The organism is Streptomyces sp. CGMCC 4.7035 (genome assembly GCF_031583065.1).
Lineage (GTDB): Bacteria > Actinomycetota > Actinomycetes > Streptomycetales > Streptomycetaceae > Streptomyces > Streptomyces yaanensis.
The window spans coordinates 1,079,980-1,094,267 of sequence record NZ_CP134053.1 but is presented as its reverse complement, the minus strand read 5'-3'; the positions used below and the strand labels follow the sequence as shown (position 1 = coordinate 1,094,267).

The following is a 14,288-nucleotide window of genomic DNA, read 5'->3' as shown; positions in this document are numbered from 1 at the left end:
CTGCGGGCGGGCCGAGATGACCCAGCAGGACATTCGTCCGGCCGCCCGCGTCGCGGCCCCTGTCGCGCTCGCGCCGTCGGATCCGCCGCCGGTCCGGCGGCCGCTGATCTCGTACGTACTCCCGGTCTACAACGAGCAGGACGGCATCACCGCCTTCCACACCGAGCTGACCGCCGCGTTCGCCGGCCGCCCGGATCTCGACTTCGAGATGGTGTACGTCAACGACGGCTCCTCGGACGGCTCGCTGGCGATCCTCCAGGACCTGGCGCAGCAGGACGACCGCGTCCGCGTGGTCGACTTCGCCCGCAACTTCGGGCACCAGATCGCCATCACCGCGGGCCTCGACATCGCCAAGGGCGACGCGGTCATCGTCATGGACACCGACCTCCAGGACCCGCCCCGGGTCAGCCTCGAACTGGTCGACGCCTGGCGCGAGGGCGCCGAGATCGTGCACGCGCGCCGTCGTTCCCGGCAGGACACCGCGTTCAAGCGGACCACCGCGCACATGTTCTACCGGCTCCTGCGCTCCTGGACCGAGGTGGACATCCCGGTGGACACCGGTGACTTCCGCCTGCTGGACCGCCGGGTCGCCGACGAGCTGCGCAAGTACCGCGAGCGCAGCCGCTTCGTGCGCGGCATCGTCGCCTCGATGGGCTACCGGCAGAAGGAGGTCCCCTTCGACCGCGACGAGCGGTTCGCCGGTGAGACCAAGTACCCGCTGCGCAAGATGGCCCGCCTCGCCGTCGACGGCGTGACCAGCTTCTCCACCGTGCCGCTGAAGCTGATCACCCGGCTCGGCTTCGTCGTGCTGGCGCTGTCGCTGCTCGGCATCGTGTACGCGCTGGCGATGAAGTTCTTCCGGCCCGACATCACCGTCTCCGGCTGGACGATGCTGATGGTCGTCGTGCTCTTCCTCGGCGGCACGCAGATGCTGTCGCTGGGCGTGCTGGGCAGCTACATCGGCCGCATCTACAGCGAGGCGCAGGGGCGTCCGCTGTATCTGGTGCGCGAGGTGATCGGCGACCGCGACGAGGACCGGCGGGACGGTCGCGGTGGCGTCTGACACAACGGCCCAGGCGGCCCCCGCCCGGCCGGTGGCCGAGGACCGGCGGCGCACCCTGCGCCAGCTCGTCCGCTACACCCTGATCGGCGGCAGCGGCATAGCGCTCGACATGGTCGTCTTCCTGCTGCTGCACAACTGGGCCGGCCTGGACGAGCAGATCGCGAACGCGCTCAGCACCACGCTCGCCATCACCAACAACTTCGTCCTGAACGCGCTGTTCACCTTCGAACGGCGCGACCGGATCGTCGTGCGCTTCCTGCGCTTCTACGCCGTCGGGCTGACCGGGATCGCCCTGACGAACCTGCTCTTCCTCGTCTTCACCGACGCACTGGGGATCGACGCCAACCTCGTCAAGGCGGGCTCGCTGCCGCTGGTCCTGGCGCTCCAGTTCGGGCTCAACAGAAAGTGGAGCTTCGCATGAACCTCGGCATCATCGGCGCGGGTGCCACCGGCCTGACCGCCGCATGGGACGCCGTACGCGCCGGCCACCAGGTCACCATCCTGGAGGCGGCCGACGAACTGGGCGGCCTCGCCGCGTCGTTGGAGGTGGGCGGCGTCCCGCTGGAGCGCTACTACCACCACATCTTCCGCAGCGACCGGGACATGATCGCCCTGATCGAGGAGCTGGGGCTCGGCGACGCGCTGCGCTTCCACAAGCCGACCACCGGCATCTACCGGGGCGGCAAGCTGATCGACTTCACCTCGCCGTTCGACATGCTGCGCTTCCCCGAGTTCTCCCCGCTGGACGCGGTGCGCTTCGCGGGCTCGTCGGCGGTGCTGAAGGCGGTCCGCGACGGCGAGCGCTACAACGACCTCACGGCGCTGGCCTGGCTGCGCAAGCGGGCCGGCAAGAAGGCCACCGCGGCGATCTGGGAGCCCCTGCTGCGCGGCAAGTTCGGCGACCGCGCCGAGCAGGTGTCGATGGCGTGGCTGTGGGCACGCATCCACTGCCGCACCTTCGAACTCGGTTATGTGGACGGCGGGTTCGAGCGCGTCTACGCCGCCCTGCGCGACGGCATCGAGGAGCGCGGCGGCAAGGTCGAGTTCGGCAAGGCGGCCGAGACGATCCGGCAGGAGGGCGACACCGCGATCGTGACGTGCGCGGACGGCTCCCGCTACGAGTTCGACCAGTTGATCGTCACCACCCCGCAGCCGGCGTTCGCCAAGGCGGCCGGGCTGCCCACCGACGACAAGGCGTGGAAGAACCAGTACCTGGGCGCGACCTGCTTCGTCCTCGAACTGGACCGCAGCGTGATCCCGTACTACTGGCTCAACATCAACGAGCCCGACTTCCCCTTCCTCGCGGTCGTCGAGCACACACGGATGATCGACCCGGCGGTCTACGGCGGCCGGCACGTCCTCTACGTCGGCAACTACGTCGAGCGCGAGGACTGGCGGTTCACGACCGAACCCGGTGAGCTGCTGGAGAAGTTCGTGCCGTACCTCAAGCGGATCAACCCGGACTTCGACCTGTCGTGGGTCAAGAAGTGGCACTTCTCGAAGGCCGGGTTCGCCCAGCCGGTGGTGACGCCCGGCTACCGTGCGCTGATCCCGGCCCACGAGACCCCGATGAGCAGGGTCACGCTGGCGACCATGGCGCAGATCTACCCGCAGGACCGGGGGCAGAGCTACTCGGTGGCGATGGCCCGGAAGGTGACGGCGTCGCTCGGACTGCGCTGAGCGCGGACGTACGAGAACGGGGCCCCGGTGTGCCGGCCGGGGCCCCGTTCGTCATGCGCCATGCGGTTCGTCAGCCGATCCTGCTCGTCAGTCGGTCCTGCGCACGCAGAGCACGATCCCGCTGTCGTCGGTCCTGGCCGGGCAGTCGTACTCGGCCTTGATACGCCGTGCCAGCTCCGCATCGACCTTGCCGGGCCGGAACCAGGTCCGGTCGAGGATCGCGTAAGGCGCCGGATCGTGGTCGACGCAGTCGGCGTTCTCCTTGAAGGACTCAAGGCCGGCGACGTCCGGCAGGAAGCGCGAACGCTGCAGGAACGTGGCGATCGGGTAGCGGCACTGCGCCGGGCGGTCGACGTAGTACACGGTGTCGCCGAAGGCCAGGTAGAGCACGCGGGAACCGGCGGGGATCCGGGCCCGCAGCCGGTCGGCGGCCTTCTCGCTGCGCTCCATGCCGTGCAGGTACGCCGCGTTGGTCTGCGTGACCCTGCCGTGCAGCAGCAGGTGCGGGGAGCCGGGCCAGATGCCGCCGGCCAGGCAGACGACACCGGACAGGGCCACCAGCGCGGCCGGCGCAACACTCCGTACGGAGGTGGTGCGGCGGGCCTCCAGCCAGGCGTCGACAGCCGCCGCGAGCAGGGCGACGAACCCCGCCGCCCAGATCACCGCGGGCCGCTGGAGACTCTTGGACGCGTCGGCGAACAGCACGGGCAGCGCGCCGTACACCAGCGACACCGAGCCGAAGAGCCACGGTGGCGAGCGGCGGGCGCCGCCCACGGCGAGGCCCCAGGTCGCGGCGGCGAGGACCGGCAGCTGGGCCGCGTGGTAGAGGAACCAGTTGCCCTGCACCACCACGACGGCGAGCGCGCCGAGGAAGATCGTCAAGGCGATCAGGAGCAGCTCGGCCCGCCGGGCCCGCCCGCGCACCCGGGCGAGGACGAGCAGCAGCGCTCCGGGCAGGAGCAGCAGCACGGGGCTGAGCGCGGCCCGGCCGGCGAGGTACTCGACGGAGTGGCCGAGGATCTCTGCCGGGTGGATGCCGGTGCGGCCGATCGCCGACTGGTTGATCTGCGGCATGTCCTCGGTCCACTGCCATTCGTGGGACCCGCCGAGGACACTGAGCCCGAACAGGGCCATTGAGGCGGCCACCCCGACCACGGCGACGCGCACGGCCCGGCCCCGGTCGACGGCGAAGACCAGCAGCACGCCGATGGCGGCCGTGGCGGCCGTGGAGTACTTCATCATCACCGCGAGGCCCAGCGGCAACGCGGCGAACAGGGCTCCGCGCCAAGGGCGTTCGGGGCCGAGCGCGGCGGCGACCGCCACCACCGTCAGCACCACGGCCGCCCACTCCGGCTGGAGGAAGTCGGTGCGCGGCGCCAGCGCCAGGGCGAGACCGGTGGCGCCCGCGGTGAGGGCCGCCTCGCGCCCGGTGACGTGCCGGAGCAGGGCCATGTACAGGGCGTAGGCCGCCGCGGCGGCGAGCAGGACGCCCGCCGCCTCCATCAGGGTCTCCCGGACGCCCGTACCGCCGAAGATGACGGCATCCAGGAGTGCGACGAACCACCGGTAGAAGAACGGCCGGTGGGTGAAGACCTCGGAGGGCGAGTACCCGGCCTCGCCCCCGGTGCGCAGCGCGCCGAGGACGTAGTGCAGATCACCCGTCAGCCGCCGGGTGAGCACGGTGCAGGCCACGGCCGCCGCCGCGGGCACCGCGACCACCGGCCACCACAGGGGTGACCGGCGGACGCGTGGCCCCGGCGCGGCGGGTGCGTCGGCCAGGACGGTGGCCATCGGCTCAGCCGCCCAGGATGGTGCGCAGGTCGGCCGCGTTCGCCTCGGTGATCTTCCACAGCTCCTGCTGGCGGCCGTGCACGTCGGCCACGGTCTTCGCGTGGTCGGAGAGCAGGTCGCGGGAGCGCTCCACCAGAAGGTCGGCGAGGTGCCTGTCGTGCACCGAGACGCCCCACTCGGGGCGGTCGATATCGGCCAGGAAGTACGCCATCTTCGGGTGGGAGATGAGGCTGATGATGGGCGTGCCGCAGCCGAACGGGATCATGCCCGCGTGGCCGCGCATGCCGATGACCAGCTTGGTGCGGGCGTACAGGTCGCGGATCTCGTCGTTCTCGAAGTCGTACATCGGGATGACGGGCAGCGACACGCCGTGCTCGCGGCGCAGGTCGAAAGCGATCTTCTCGTCGTCGAGGGAGTGCGCCACGACCTTGACCTCGGCGAGGTCTCCCAGGCGCTTCGCGGCGTCCGCCATCTGGGCGAGGAAGTAGCCGTAGTCGTGGCCGAAGCGGAGGCCCGCGCGGTCGTAGGCGGCGTTGATCAGGATGGTGTCGTCACGCTCGGCCGGGTCCCGCCAGCCCTCGACGAGCTGACGCGTCACCGTGGTCGGGCACGGCTGGAAGCGCACCTTGTCGTGCAGGTGGTCCGGCAGCATGGCGCGCACCTTCGCGATCGAGCCGTGGTTGCGCAGCCCGAAGAAGGCGGCGCGCTCGACGAGTTGGCGCAGCGAGGAGCGGAACCGCTCGGCCCGGTAGGACTGGCCGTCGAAGGCGTTGAAGCCGACGGCGTAGACGGCGATCGGCACGTCGATACGGTTCAGCAGCTCGTCGGGGACGTTCCACTGCCAGGCGCTGTTGCCGTTGGGCATGGTGTCCGGGATGAACAGGCCGCCGCCGCCGATGACCAGGCCCTTGCGGGCGTTGACGCGCTCCAGGGCCGCCTCGTCGAAGAGCCGGTGGGCGTGGACGGAGTGCCAGCGGCGGGCGGTGGTGTCGGGATTGAAGGCGAGTCGGACGCTCTCCGGCAGCAGCTTGTCGCCGGCGTTGCCCTGGCGGTCCATGTAGAAGGCGACGTGCGCCAGCTGGTCCTCGGGGCTCGTCTGCTGCTGGGCCGGTACCCCGCCGAGGGTGCGCTGCTGCCAGATGCGGGCGGCCCGGTGCGTGGGGTCGACGCCGAGGCCGGCCATGGCGTACTTCTGCCCGGTGGCGTCGTCGCCGTGCACCCAGGCGATCTGGGCCAGCCGGGCGAAGGCGGTGGCGGCGCGGTTGGGCGCGGCGGTGGCCAGCAGCAGCTGGGCGCGGGCCTCCTCGTAGCGGGAGACGCTCATCAGGGCGTGCCCGTAGGCCTCGTGCGGCCAGGCCTCGTCGACCGGGATGTGCACCCGCTCCATGATGTCGACGGCGGCCTGGTAGTCGCCCGCGCCGATGTGCGCGAGGGCCACCTTGCGGGCGATGTCGACGTCGCCGGTGCGCTCCACGTGCGGGGTGCCGAAGTGCACGAGCAGGTCGTGGTGGAGGGTGCCGGGGCGCTCCAGGTAGGCGGCGTGCAGCTCGGCGTCGGTGAGGTCGAACCCGGCCCAGCGCTCCTGCGCCAGCTCGTACCCGGACTCGCCGCCCTGCCAGGGCTTGTGCCGGCCGGTGAAGTGCAGGATCGCGGTGTCCTCGGGCACGGGGAGGTTCCCGGACAGCCGCCGCTTGACGAAGTTGTACTTCGGGTCGAGGCGCAGGAAGTCGCCGTCGAGCAGGGCGTTGAGGATGCCCTGGTCGTGCTTGTCCAGCTCGTAGGTGCCGGCCTGCCCGATCGCGTCGATCTTCGCGCAGAACGCGTCGGTCAGGTACTCCTTCTGGATCACCAGCAGACCGCTGTTGAGCTTGTGCTGGCCGTAGAAGAACTGCGGGACGGCCGCGAGCCCCTCGCGCAGTGACAGCAGTTCGGCGAGCGAGCCGAGGACCACCATGTCCGTGTCCAGCGTGATGATGGTGTCGTAGTCGCGGACGCGGAAGATGTCGAGGATGAAGTACGCCTTGCGCACCAGGTAGTTGTCCTGGTCGCCCTTGACGTACGAGTCGTAGTGGTCGGCGTCGACGCGGCGCAGCACGATCCGCGGGTGCAGGGCGCGGATGCGGGCGATGGAGGACGGGCGCAGGTCGTCGTGCAGGACGATGAAGTCCTCGCACACGTCCGGGTTGGACAGCGCGAGCGAGCGCAGCAGGGCCAGGAACCCGGGCAGGTAGTTCTCGTCCACGAAGCTGGCGAAGGCGATACGGCGCTTTCCGGTGAGCGCGCGGGCGGAGCCCTCGTCGGTGGCCGGGGCCGCGGCGGCGGATCCGGCGGCGGATATACGGGTGGTCGGGGTCATCGCAGGGAGATCCTCATCCCGGAGACGTTCTGGGCCCGTTCCATGACCCACGCCTTCTCGCTGGTGTACTCGTGCACGGACGTGATGGGCATCTTCATCGCCTCGGCGATGCGGTACGCCCCGCTCTCGTAGAAGTCGAAACCGATCAGGTCGAGCGTGGGGCTGACGTCGAGGAAGTCGAGCAGCCAGAGCATGTTGAAGCCGCTCGTGGGGATTCCGGGCCATGCCTCGGCGCCCAGCCTGCCGATGTTGCGCACGGGCCAGCGCAGCGACTCGTCTCCCAGGTACGTCTGCGCGCCCGGCACCAGCCGGTTGCGCAGGGAGTACTTCCAGTCGCCGGAGACGCCGCCGAAGACGAGACGGGTGTCGACGTGCTTGTCCCAGTTGAAGCCGTGCTTGTGGATGGTGGCGTGGATGTCCGTCCGCCGTCCGGTGTGGGCGGGGTCGATCTTGTACGAGTTGAAGCGGACGACCAGGTCGTACGCGTCGATCTCGGCGCCCATCGAACTCTCGCCGACCTTGCCGGAGTTGGCGATCAGGCAGATCGACTTTCCGGCGATCCGGTTGCGGAACTCACCGAGGCTGATCCACTGCAGGCCGCCGAAGAGCGGGTCCCGCAGGGGGCCGCGCATCCGGTTGCGGCGCTGTTCGGCGAAGAGCGCGATCGCCTCGATCAGTTCGGGCGTGGGCCGGACGTGGGTTCCGGTGGCCAGGTCGAGGTACTGGCTGAGCGCCTCCTGGAAGTCCTGCTCCGGGGCGTCATCGCGGTCCATGCCGAGGAGCGCTCCCACCAGGCGGGTCCGCGCGCCGTCCCAGTCGCCGTCGCTGTGCGCCTGGAGGCCCTCGGCCCACACGTCGGTCGGGGGGCGCTCGCTGAAGGAGGCGGCGGCCGGCACGTCGCGGCCGAGGACGGCGAGCAGTTCCGCGCGCCGTTCCTGTGCCGTGCGTATCCCCTCGACGCGGGCGCGGACGCCGAACCCGTCCTCCTTGGTGAGGTCCAGGTAGCGCTCATAGGCCTCGACCGCGGCGACCGGCAGGCCCATGGCCTCCAGCAGGCGGCCGCGCAGCCGCCATCCGGCGCGGGAGTTCTTGCGCTCGGTGAGGATGGTGTCGGTGATGAGCAGGGTGAGGCCCAGCTCGTCGTCGTAGCCGCAGTCGAGCGCCTTGTTGCCGACGGCGATCAGCGCGTCGAGCAGTTCGTTGCCGATGCCGCCGCCGGTGGCCGTCTTGGCGCCGCGCCGGATCAGGCTGCTCGCCGTCGTCGGCGCCGGTGCGGGCTGCGGCTGCGCCGCCCAGAGGGCGAGCAACTGGCGCAGTTGCTCGGCCAGGGCCACGCGCCGGGAGTCGAGGCTGCCGACGAGCTTGCCGCTGTGCGTGGCGCAGGCGCGCAGGCAGTCCTCGAGCTCGGCCGGGGTGACCTGCGCGGTCGGCGGGCCGGCGTCCGGTGGTGCCGACGCGGACCCCCCGGGCCGGGGACGTGACCATCTACTGCGAACCCTCGTCATGGTTCTCCTGCAAGGTGTGAAAAAGGCATGCAACTACCGAGCCCTGGGGGGAATGTTGGGGAACGGTAAGAAACCAATGCGAAGACCGGATGAACCCCTCGGGTCCTCCGGGCAAATGCTGATCTCATCGAACAGAAGCTCGCCGAGTGACGTCATAGGGTCTGCATGGACGGCTGTTTATTCGACCCGGGCGCATTCGGTCAGAAGTGAGCTCATAAGTGAGCAGAGCGGAGCCCCGCGGCGCATTGACGAGGGGTATCAGCGTGACCGAGACGGTCGTGAGCACATCGAAACGGCAACCCGCCGCGGCCGCCCTGCCCGAGGAGCGGGGTGCCGCGCCCGCCCCGCCGAGGGCCAGGACGTCCGGGAGCCGGCTGCGGGCCCTGGACGGGCTGCGGCTGGTGGCCGCGCTGATGGTCGCCGCCTATCACTACGGCGGGCGGGGCGGTGATGTCACCCGGGCCTGGGGATCATCGCCCGCGAAGCAGTTCCCCACGCTGCACTCGTGGTTCGCCTACGGCTGTCTGGGCGTCCAGGTCTTCTTCGTGATCAGCGGCTTCGTCATCTGCATGAGCGGCTGGGGGCGGCCGCTGCGCTCGTTCTTCGCCTCCCGTGCCGCGCGGCTGCTGCCCGCGTACTGGGCGGCGGTCGTCATCGTGACGGCGGTGTTCGCGCTGCCCGCCGTCGCCTACAAGGCGGTCTCGCCGAGCGACGCCCTGGTGAACCTGACGATGCTCCAGCAGCCGCTGGGCGTGGACCGGGTGCTCGGCGTGTGCTGGACCCTGTGGGCGGAGATCCGCTTCTACGCCCTCTTCGCGCTCTGCATAGTGCTGCCGGGCGCGAACCGCCGGCGGGTGATCCTGTTCTGCGCGGGCTGGACCCTGGCCGCGGCGATCGCGCACGGCGCGCAGGAACCGCTGCTGGACATCGTGCTGATGCCCGAGTACGCGCCGTTCTTCATCGGCGGCGTCGGCCTGTACCTGGTGCACCGGGACCGCCGGGACGCGTACGCCTGGGGCATCGTGGCCGTGAGCTGGCTGATCGGCCAGCACTACGCGGTGCGGGACCTGTACCACCCCACGGCCGTGCACGCGTTCTCCCACCGCAGCGCCTACGTCATCATCCTGATCGTCACCCTCGGCTTCCTCGCCGTCGCCGCGATCGCGCTGGGCCTGCTCGACTGGGCGAACTGGCGCTGGCTGACGGTCGCGGGCGCGCTGACGTACCCGTTCTACCTGGTCCACGAGCACCTGGGCTGGGTCGTCATCCACGCCCTTCACCACGGGATGCACATCCCGGCGTACGGCACATTCCTGCTCACCGTCGCCGCCATGCTGCTGCTGGCGTGGCTGCTGAACCGGTTTGTGGAGGAACGGCTGACTCCCAGGCTGCGTGCGGTGCTGTCGAAGCCGCTTCCGTAAGTTCCGGTGAATTCGCGGTGAATTCCCGACGCCTCTCCGATGGATCTCCTCGACAGATCTCTCCGGCAGATCTCTCCGACGGATAGGGAATTGGCCTGCTCAGCCGATTCCGTAGCGCGCTTCGATTCCGGCGATCACCAGTTCAAGACCTTCCTCGAAGTGCCGTTCATAATCCCCGAAGATCTCCGCGCCCGCCTTGGCCGACAGCGGGAAATCGGCCATCCGGCGGGCGCGTTCCTCGACGTCGAAACCCTCGCGGCGCTCGCCCGGCAGCGGCTGGACGCCCTGCTCCTCGGTGACGAAGCCGATGGTGTACGAGTACGCCGTCGAGGTCGCACGGACCGCCTGGGCGAGGGTGAAGCCCGCCTCGGTGAACAGACGCAGGGTCCGTTCCATCTCGACGGCGTGCAGTGTGCCGGTGAAGCGTGAGCCACTGAAGACCTTGGCGCCGTCGCGATAGCTCAACAGGGCGGCGCGCAGGCCGCGGTTGGCCCTCAGGAGGCGCTCCTGCCAGGTGGCGTCGTCGGCCGTCGGCACGCTGTCGACCATCCGTCGGTACATCTCCGTGGCCATCTCGTCGAGCAGCGCCTGCTTGTCCTTGAAGTGCCAGTACAGGGCGGGCGCCTTGACGTCCAGCTCCTTGGCGATGGCGCGCAGGGTCAGGCCCTCCAGACCCACTTCGTTCAGCAGCTTCAGGGCCGTGTCCGCGACTCGCTTGCGATCGAGGGGCGCTCGTCGTTCCGTACTCACGCTTGACAACTTAACACCGTTAAGGCGACGCTCTGAAGCACGGCGGCACTTAACGGCGTTAAGGAGACGGGATCATGGTGGTGCGTACGGCTGACGTGGACGTGGAGGTCCTGATCGTGGGCGCGGGTCCGAGCGGCCTCGCCCTCGGTGTGGACCTCGCCCGGCGCGGGGTGGACGCGCTCGTCGTGGAGCGGGCCGACGGGCTCGTGCCCGGCTCGCGCGGCAAGGGCATCCAGCCGCGCACGATGGAGGTCTTCGAGGACCTCGGGGTGCTCGACGCGATCCTCGCGGCCGGGGGCGAGTACCCGGTCGGGATGATCTGGCAGGACGGGAAGCAGGCCGGCGAGCACCGGATGTTCGACCCGGCCGAGGACGGCGAGGAGGGGTCGCCGTACAACGGGCCGTGGATGGTGCCGCAGTGGCGCACCCAGGAGATCCTGTTCGCGCACCTCGCGGAGTCGGGCGGGAAGGTCTCGTTCGGCCGGGAGGTCGTGGGCCTGGACCAGCACGCGGACGGCGTCACCGTGCGCTTCGCCGCCGGCGCCCCCGTCCGTGCCCGGTACGCCGTCGCGGCCGACGGCGGCCGCTCGGCCGTGCGCCGCGCGCTCGGCATCGGCATGACCGGCGAGACCGTCGACCCGAACCCGATGCTGGTGGCGGACGTCCGGATCACGGGCCTGGGCCGCGACTACTGGCACGTCTTCCCGCCGTGCGGGGACGAGGGCTTCCTCGCGCTCTGCCCGCTCGCGGGCACGGAGGACTTCCAACTGGTCGCGCAGTTCCCGGAGGGTACGGCCCCTGACCTGTCCCTCGACGGCCTCCGCAAGGTCGTCGCCGCCCGCACGCACCTCGACCCGGAGGACGTGACCGAGGTGCGCTGGGCCTCGGACTTCCGGCCGCGGGCGGCGCTGGCGGACCGGTTCCGCGAAGGGCGGGTGTTCCTCGCGGGCGACGCGGCCCACGTCCACTCACCGGCGGGCGGCCAGGGCCTCAACACCAGCGTCCAGGACGCGTACAACCTGGGGTGGAAGCTGGCCGCCGTGCTGCGGGGCGAGGCTCCGCAGTCGCTCCTCGACACGTACGAGGAGGAACGGCGCCCCATCGCCGCGGACATGCTCGGCCTGTCCACGGACATCCACCGCGGCGAGGCCCGGCGCGGCGTGGCCACCCGCCAACTCGGGCTCGGGTACCGGGACTCGTCGCTCGCGCGGGAGACACGGACGAACCCGGGCCCGGTCCGCCCGGGCGATCGCGCCCCGGACGGCACGGTGGACGGGGTACGCCTCTTCGACACGTTCCGGGGCCCGCACTGGACGCTGCTGGCGCTGGGCACGGAGGCACCCGAGGTGCCGGGGACGGTGCACGTGGTCCGCGGAGGCCCCCACGCGACGTACGGGACCGGCCTGTTCCTGATCCGGCCGGACGGTTACGTGGGCTGGGCGGGCGAGACGGCCAAGGGGCTGACGGAGTACGCGACCGGGGTGGGCGCGCTCGGCTGAGCGCCCCAAGGGGCGCGGGGCTGAAACATTGTGCGGCTCCGCCGCGCGGGCGCGACCAGCCACGACGTACCCGCAGGTAACAGACCCCCTCCAGCCGAGCGCTAGGCGCTGGCCAGCGACAGCTTCACCGCGAAGCCCAGGAACAGCACGCCCGCCGCCGACGTGGCCGACGCCGACAGCCGCTTGCGCCGGCGGAAGGCCTCCGCGAGCCGCGTACCGCTGAATATCAGGGCACTGAGGTAGAGGAAGCTGGCGAGCTGGGCGAAGGCGCCGAGGACGACGAAGGAGAGGGCCGGGTAGGCGTACCCGGGGTCGACGAACTGCACGAAGAAGGCGACGAAGAACAGGATCGCCTTGGGGTTGAACAGGCTGACGACGAGGGCGCGGCGGTAGGGCCGTTCCTCGGCGGGCGTGCCGGTGGCGGACGGGACGTCCTCCACGTCCTTCTCCCGCCGCGTGCGCCACATCCCCCACGCGGCGCGCAGCATCCCGACGGCCAGCCAGGTCAGATACCCGGCCCCGGCGTACTTCACGATCCCGAACAGCACGGCGTTCGCCTGGAGCAGCGTCCGGAGTCAAGTCCTCAGAACGCATCCGTCGGCACGTAAGTCCCCCAAACCTCCCGCAACGCATTGCACACCTCGCCCACCGTCGCCCGCGCCTTCAGCGCCTCCCTCATCGGGTACAGGACGTTGTCCGTGCCCTCCGCCGCCTTCTTCAGGTCCGCCAGGGCCGTGTCCACCGCCGTCTGGTCGCGCTCCGCGCGCAGCTTGGCGAGGCGCTCCGCCTGCTGGGCCTCGATCGCGGGGTCGACGCGCAGCGGCTCGTACGGCTCCTCCTCGTCGAGCTGGAAGCGGTTGACGCCGACCACGACCCGCTCACCCGCGTCCGTCTCCTGCGCGATCCGGTACGCGTTGCGCTCGATCTCGTTCTTCTGGAAGCCGTGCTCGATCGCCGTGACCGCGCCGCCCAGGTCCTCGACCTTGCCCATCAGCTCCAGCGCGGCCGCTTCGACCTCGTCCGTCATCTTCTCGATCACGTACGAGCCCGCGAACGGGTCGACCGTCGCCGTCACGTCCGTCTCGTAGGCGAGGACCTGCTGGGTGCGCAGGGCCAGGCGCGCGCTCTTGTCCGTGGGCAGCGCGATCGCCTCGTCGAAGGAGTTCGTGTGCAGGGACTGCGTGCCGCCGAGCACCGCCGCCAGGCCCTGGACGGCGACCCGGACCAGGTTCACCTCGGGCTGCTGTGCCGTCAGCTGGACACCCGCCGTCTGGGTGTGGAAGCGCAGCATCATCGACTTCGGGTTCTTCGCCCCGAACTCGTCCTTCATCACCCGCGCCCAGATCCGCCGTGCAGCGCGGAACTTGGCGACCTCCTCCAGGATCGTCGTGCGCGCGACGAAGAAGAAGGACAGACGCGGCGCGAAGTCGTCGACGTCCATGCCGGCCTCGACCGCCGTGCGCACGTACTCGATGCCGTCCGCCAGCGTGAACGCGATCTCCTGCGCGGGAGAGGCGCCCGCCTCGGCCATGTGGTAGCCGGAGATCGAGATGGTGTTCCACTTCGGGATCTCGGCCTTGCAGTACTTGAAGATGTCCGCGATCAGGCGGAGGGAGGGCTTCGGCGGGAAGATGTACGTCCCGCGCGCGATGTACTCCTTCAGCACGTCGTTCTGGATCGTGCCCGTCAGCTTGTCGGCCGGGACACCCTGCTCCTCCGCCACCAGTTGGTAGAGAAGGAGCAGCAGAGCGGCGGGGGCGTTGATCGTCATCGACGTGGACACCTTGTCCAGCGGGATCCCGTCGAACAGCACCCGCATGTCGTCCACCGAGTCGATGGCGACGCCCACCTTGCCGACCTCGCCGTGCGCGATCGGCGCGTCGGAGTCATGGCCCATCTGGGTGGGCAGGTCGAAGGCGACCGACAGACCCATCGTGCCGTTCGCGATCAGCTGCTTGTAGCGCGCGTTGGACTCCACCGCCGTACCGAAACCGGCGTACTGACGCATCGTCCACGGACGGCCCGTGTACATCGACGGGTACACACCGCGCGTGAAGGGGTACGCCCCCGGCTCACCCAGCTTCTCGGCCGCATCCCAGCCGTCCAGGGCGTCCGGCCCGTACACAGGCTCGATGGGCAGTCCGGACTCCGACTCGCGCGCCATGGTGTGTGCCTCCGCGTTGCTTCTACTCGGCTTGGTGACCTGGCTTCCTTACCCGCCAG

At 70.3% G+C, this 14,288-nt stretch carries 10 protein-coding genes and 1 pseudogene; 5 read left to right on the top strand and 6 right to left on the bottom strand.

The features are described 5' to 3' along the window. Positions 1–16: 16 nt before the first annotated feature. The 3 genes from Q2K21_RS04405 to Q2K21_RS04395 are packed head-to-tail and all read left to right on the top strand — an operon-like array spanning position 17 to position 2,743. Positions 17–1,063: a glycosyltransferase family 2 protein gene (locus Q2K21_RS04405; RefSeq protein WP_310765569.1), complete on the top strand. Its 1,047-nt coding sequence runs from the start codon at positions 17–19 to the stop codon at positions 1,061–1,063. Next, the gene (locus tag Q2K21_RS04400) at positions 1,053–1,484 is read left to right on the top strand and encodes a GtrA family protein (RefSeq protein ID WP_310765567.1); all 432 of its coding nucleotides are present in this window, start codon (positions 1,053–1,055) and stop codon (positions 1,482–1,484) included. The genes Q2K21_RS04405 and Q2K21_RS04400 overlap by 11 nt, the downstream gene beginning before the upstream one ends. Continuing rightward, positions 1,481–2,743: an NAD(P)/FAD-dependent oxidoreductase gene (locus Q2K21_RS04395; RefSeq protein ID WP_310765565.1), complete on the top strand. Its 1,263-nt coding sequence runs from the start codon at positions 1,481–1,483 to the stop codon at positions 2,741–2,743. The genes Q2K21_RS04400 and Q2K21_RS04395 overlap by 4 nt, the downstream gene beginning before the upstream one ends. Positions 2,744–2,830: 87 nt before the next feature. Here the strand turns inward: Q2K21_RS04395 and Q2K21_RS04390 are convergent, their stop codons facing one another. The 3 genes from Q2K21_RS04390 to Q2K21_RS04380 are packed head-to-tail and all read right to left on the bottom strand — an operon-like array spanning position 2,831 to position 8,395. Beyond that, the gene (locus Q2K21_RS04390; RefSeq protein WP_310765562.1) at positions 2,831–4,534 is read right to left on the bottom strand and encodes a hypothetical protein; all 1,704 of its coding nucleotides are present in this window, start codon (positions 4,532–4,534) and stop codon (positions 2,831–2,833) included. Between the two features lie 4 nt (positions 4,535–4,538). Further along, positions 4,539–6,890 (bottom strand): glycosyltransferase, encoded by a 2,352-nt coding sequence (locus Q2K21_RS04385; RefSeq protein WP_310765560.1) that lies wholly within the window; start codon positions 6,888–6,890, stop codon positions 4,539–4,541. Continuing rightward, entirely contained in the window at positions 6,887–8,395 is a 1,509-nt protein-coding gene (locus Q2K21_RS04380; RefSeq protein WP_310765558.1) for a glycosyltransferase family 29 protein, read from the bottom strand. Before Q2K21_RS04380 ends, Q2K21_RS04385 begins: the two co-directional genes overlap by 4 nt. A gap of 263 nt (positions 8,396–8,658) precedes the next feature. On the opposite strand from Q2K21_RS04380, the gene Q2K21_RS04375 reads away from it, so the two are divergent. Next, the gene (locus tag Q2K21_RS04375) at positions 8,659–9,816 is read left to right on the top strand and encodes an acyltransferase family protein (RefSeq protein ID WP_310765556.1); all 1,158 of its coding nucleotides are present in this window, start codon (positions 8,659–8,661) and stop codon (positions 9,814–9,816) included. A gap of 99 nt (positions 9,817–9,915) precedes the next feature. Here the strand turns inward: Q2K21_RS04375 and Q2K21_RS04370 are convergent, their stop codons facing one another. After that, complete coding sequence (locus Q2K21_RS04370; RefSeq protein WP_310765554.1) at positions 9,916–10,566, bottom strand: TetR/AcrR family transcriptional regulator; 651 nt, start codon at positions 10,564–10,566, stop codon at positions 9,916–9,918. 95 nt (positions 10,567–10,661) lie between these two features. Here Q2K21_RS04370 and Q2K21_RS04365 point away from each other — a divergent pair, with 95 nt between their 5' ends. Then, positions 10,662–12,065 (top strand): FAD-dependent oxidoreductase, encoded by a 1,404-nt coding sequence (locus Q2K21_RS04365; protein ID WP_310780617.1) that lies wholly within the window; start codon positions 10,662–10,664, stop codon positions 12,063–12,065. A gap of 101 nt (positions 12,066–12,166) precedes the next feature. On the opposite strand, the pseudogene leuE reads toward Q2K21_RS04365, so the two are convergent. Together leuE and Q2K21_RS04355 are read right to left on the bottom strand one after the other, a co-directional pair. Then, positions 12,167–12,634: pseudogene (leuE, locus tag Q2K21_RS04360) on the bottom strand (leucine efflux protein LeuE); the annotation flags it as partial. A gap of 14 nt (positions 12,635–12,648) precedes the next feature. Further along, positions 12,649–14,229: an acyl-CoA mutase large subunit family protein gene (locus tag Q2K21_RS04355; protein WP_310765551.1), complete on the bottom strand. Its 1,581-nt coding sequence runs from the start codon at positions 14,227–14,229 to the stop codon at positions 12,649–12,651. Positions 14,230–14,288 lie beyond the last annotated feature (59 nt).

Bases quoted from the DNA above. Each gene is read 5' to 3' on its own strand.
- Q2K21_RS04395 (WP_310765565.1), top strand. From the start codon at position 1,481: ATGAACCTCGGCATCATCGGCGCGGGTGCCACCGGCCTGACCGCCGCA.
- Q2K21_RS04385 (WP_310765560.1), bottom strand. From the start codon at position 6,890: ATGACCCCGACCACCCGTATATCCGCCGCCGGATCCGCCGCCGCGGCC.
- Q2K21_RS04355 (WP_310765551.1), bottom strand. From the start codon at position 14,229: ATGGCGCGCGAGTCGGAGTCCGGACTGCCCATCGAGCCTGTGTACGGG.
- Q2K21_RS04380 (WP_310765558.1), bottom strand. From the start codon at position 8,395: ATGACGAGGGTTCGCAGTAGATGGTCACGTCCCCGGCCCGGGGGGTCC.
- Q2K21_RS04405 (WP_310765569.1), top strand. From the start codon at position 17: ATGACCCAGCAGGACATTCGTCCGGCCGCCCGCGTCGCGGCCCCTGTC.
- Q2K21_RS04390 (WP_310765562.1), bottom strand. From the start codon at position 4,534: ATGGCCACCGTCCTGGCCGACGCACCCGCCGCGCCGGGGCCACGCGTC.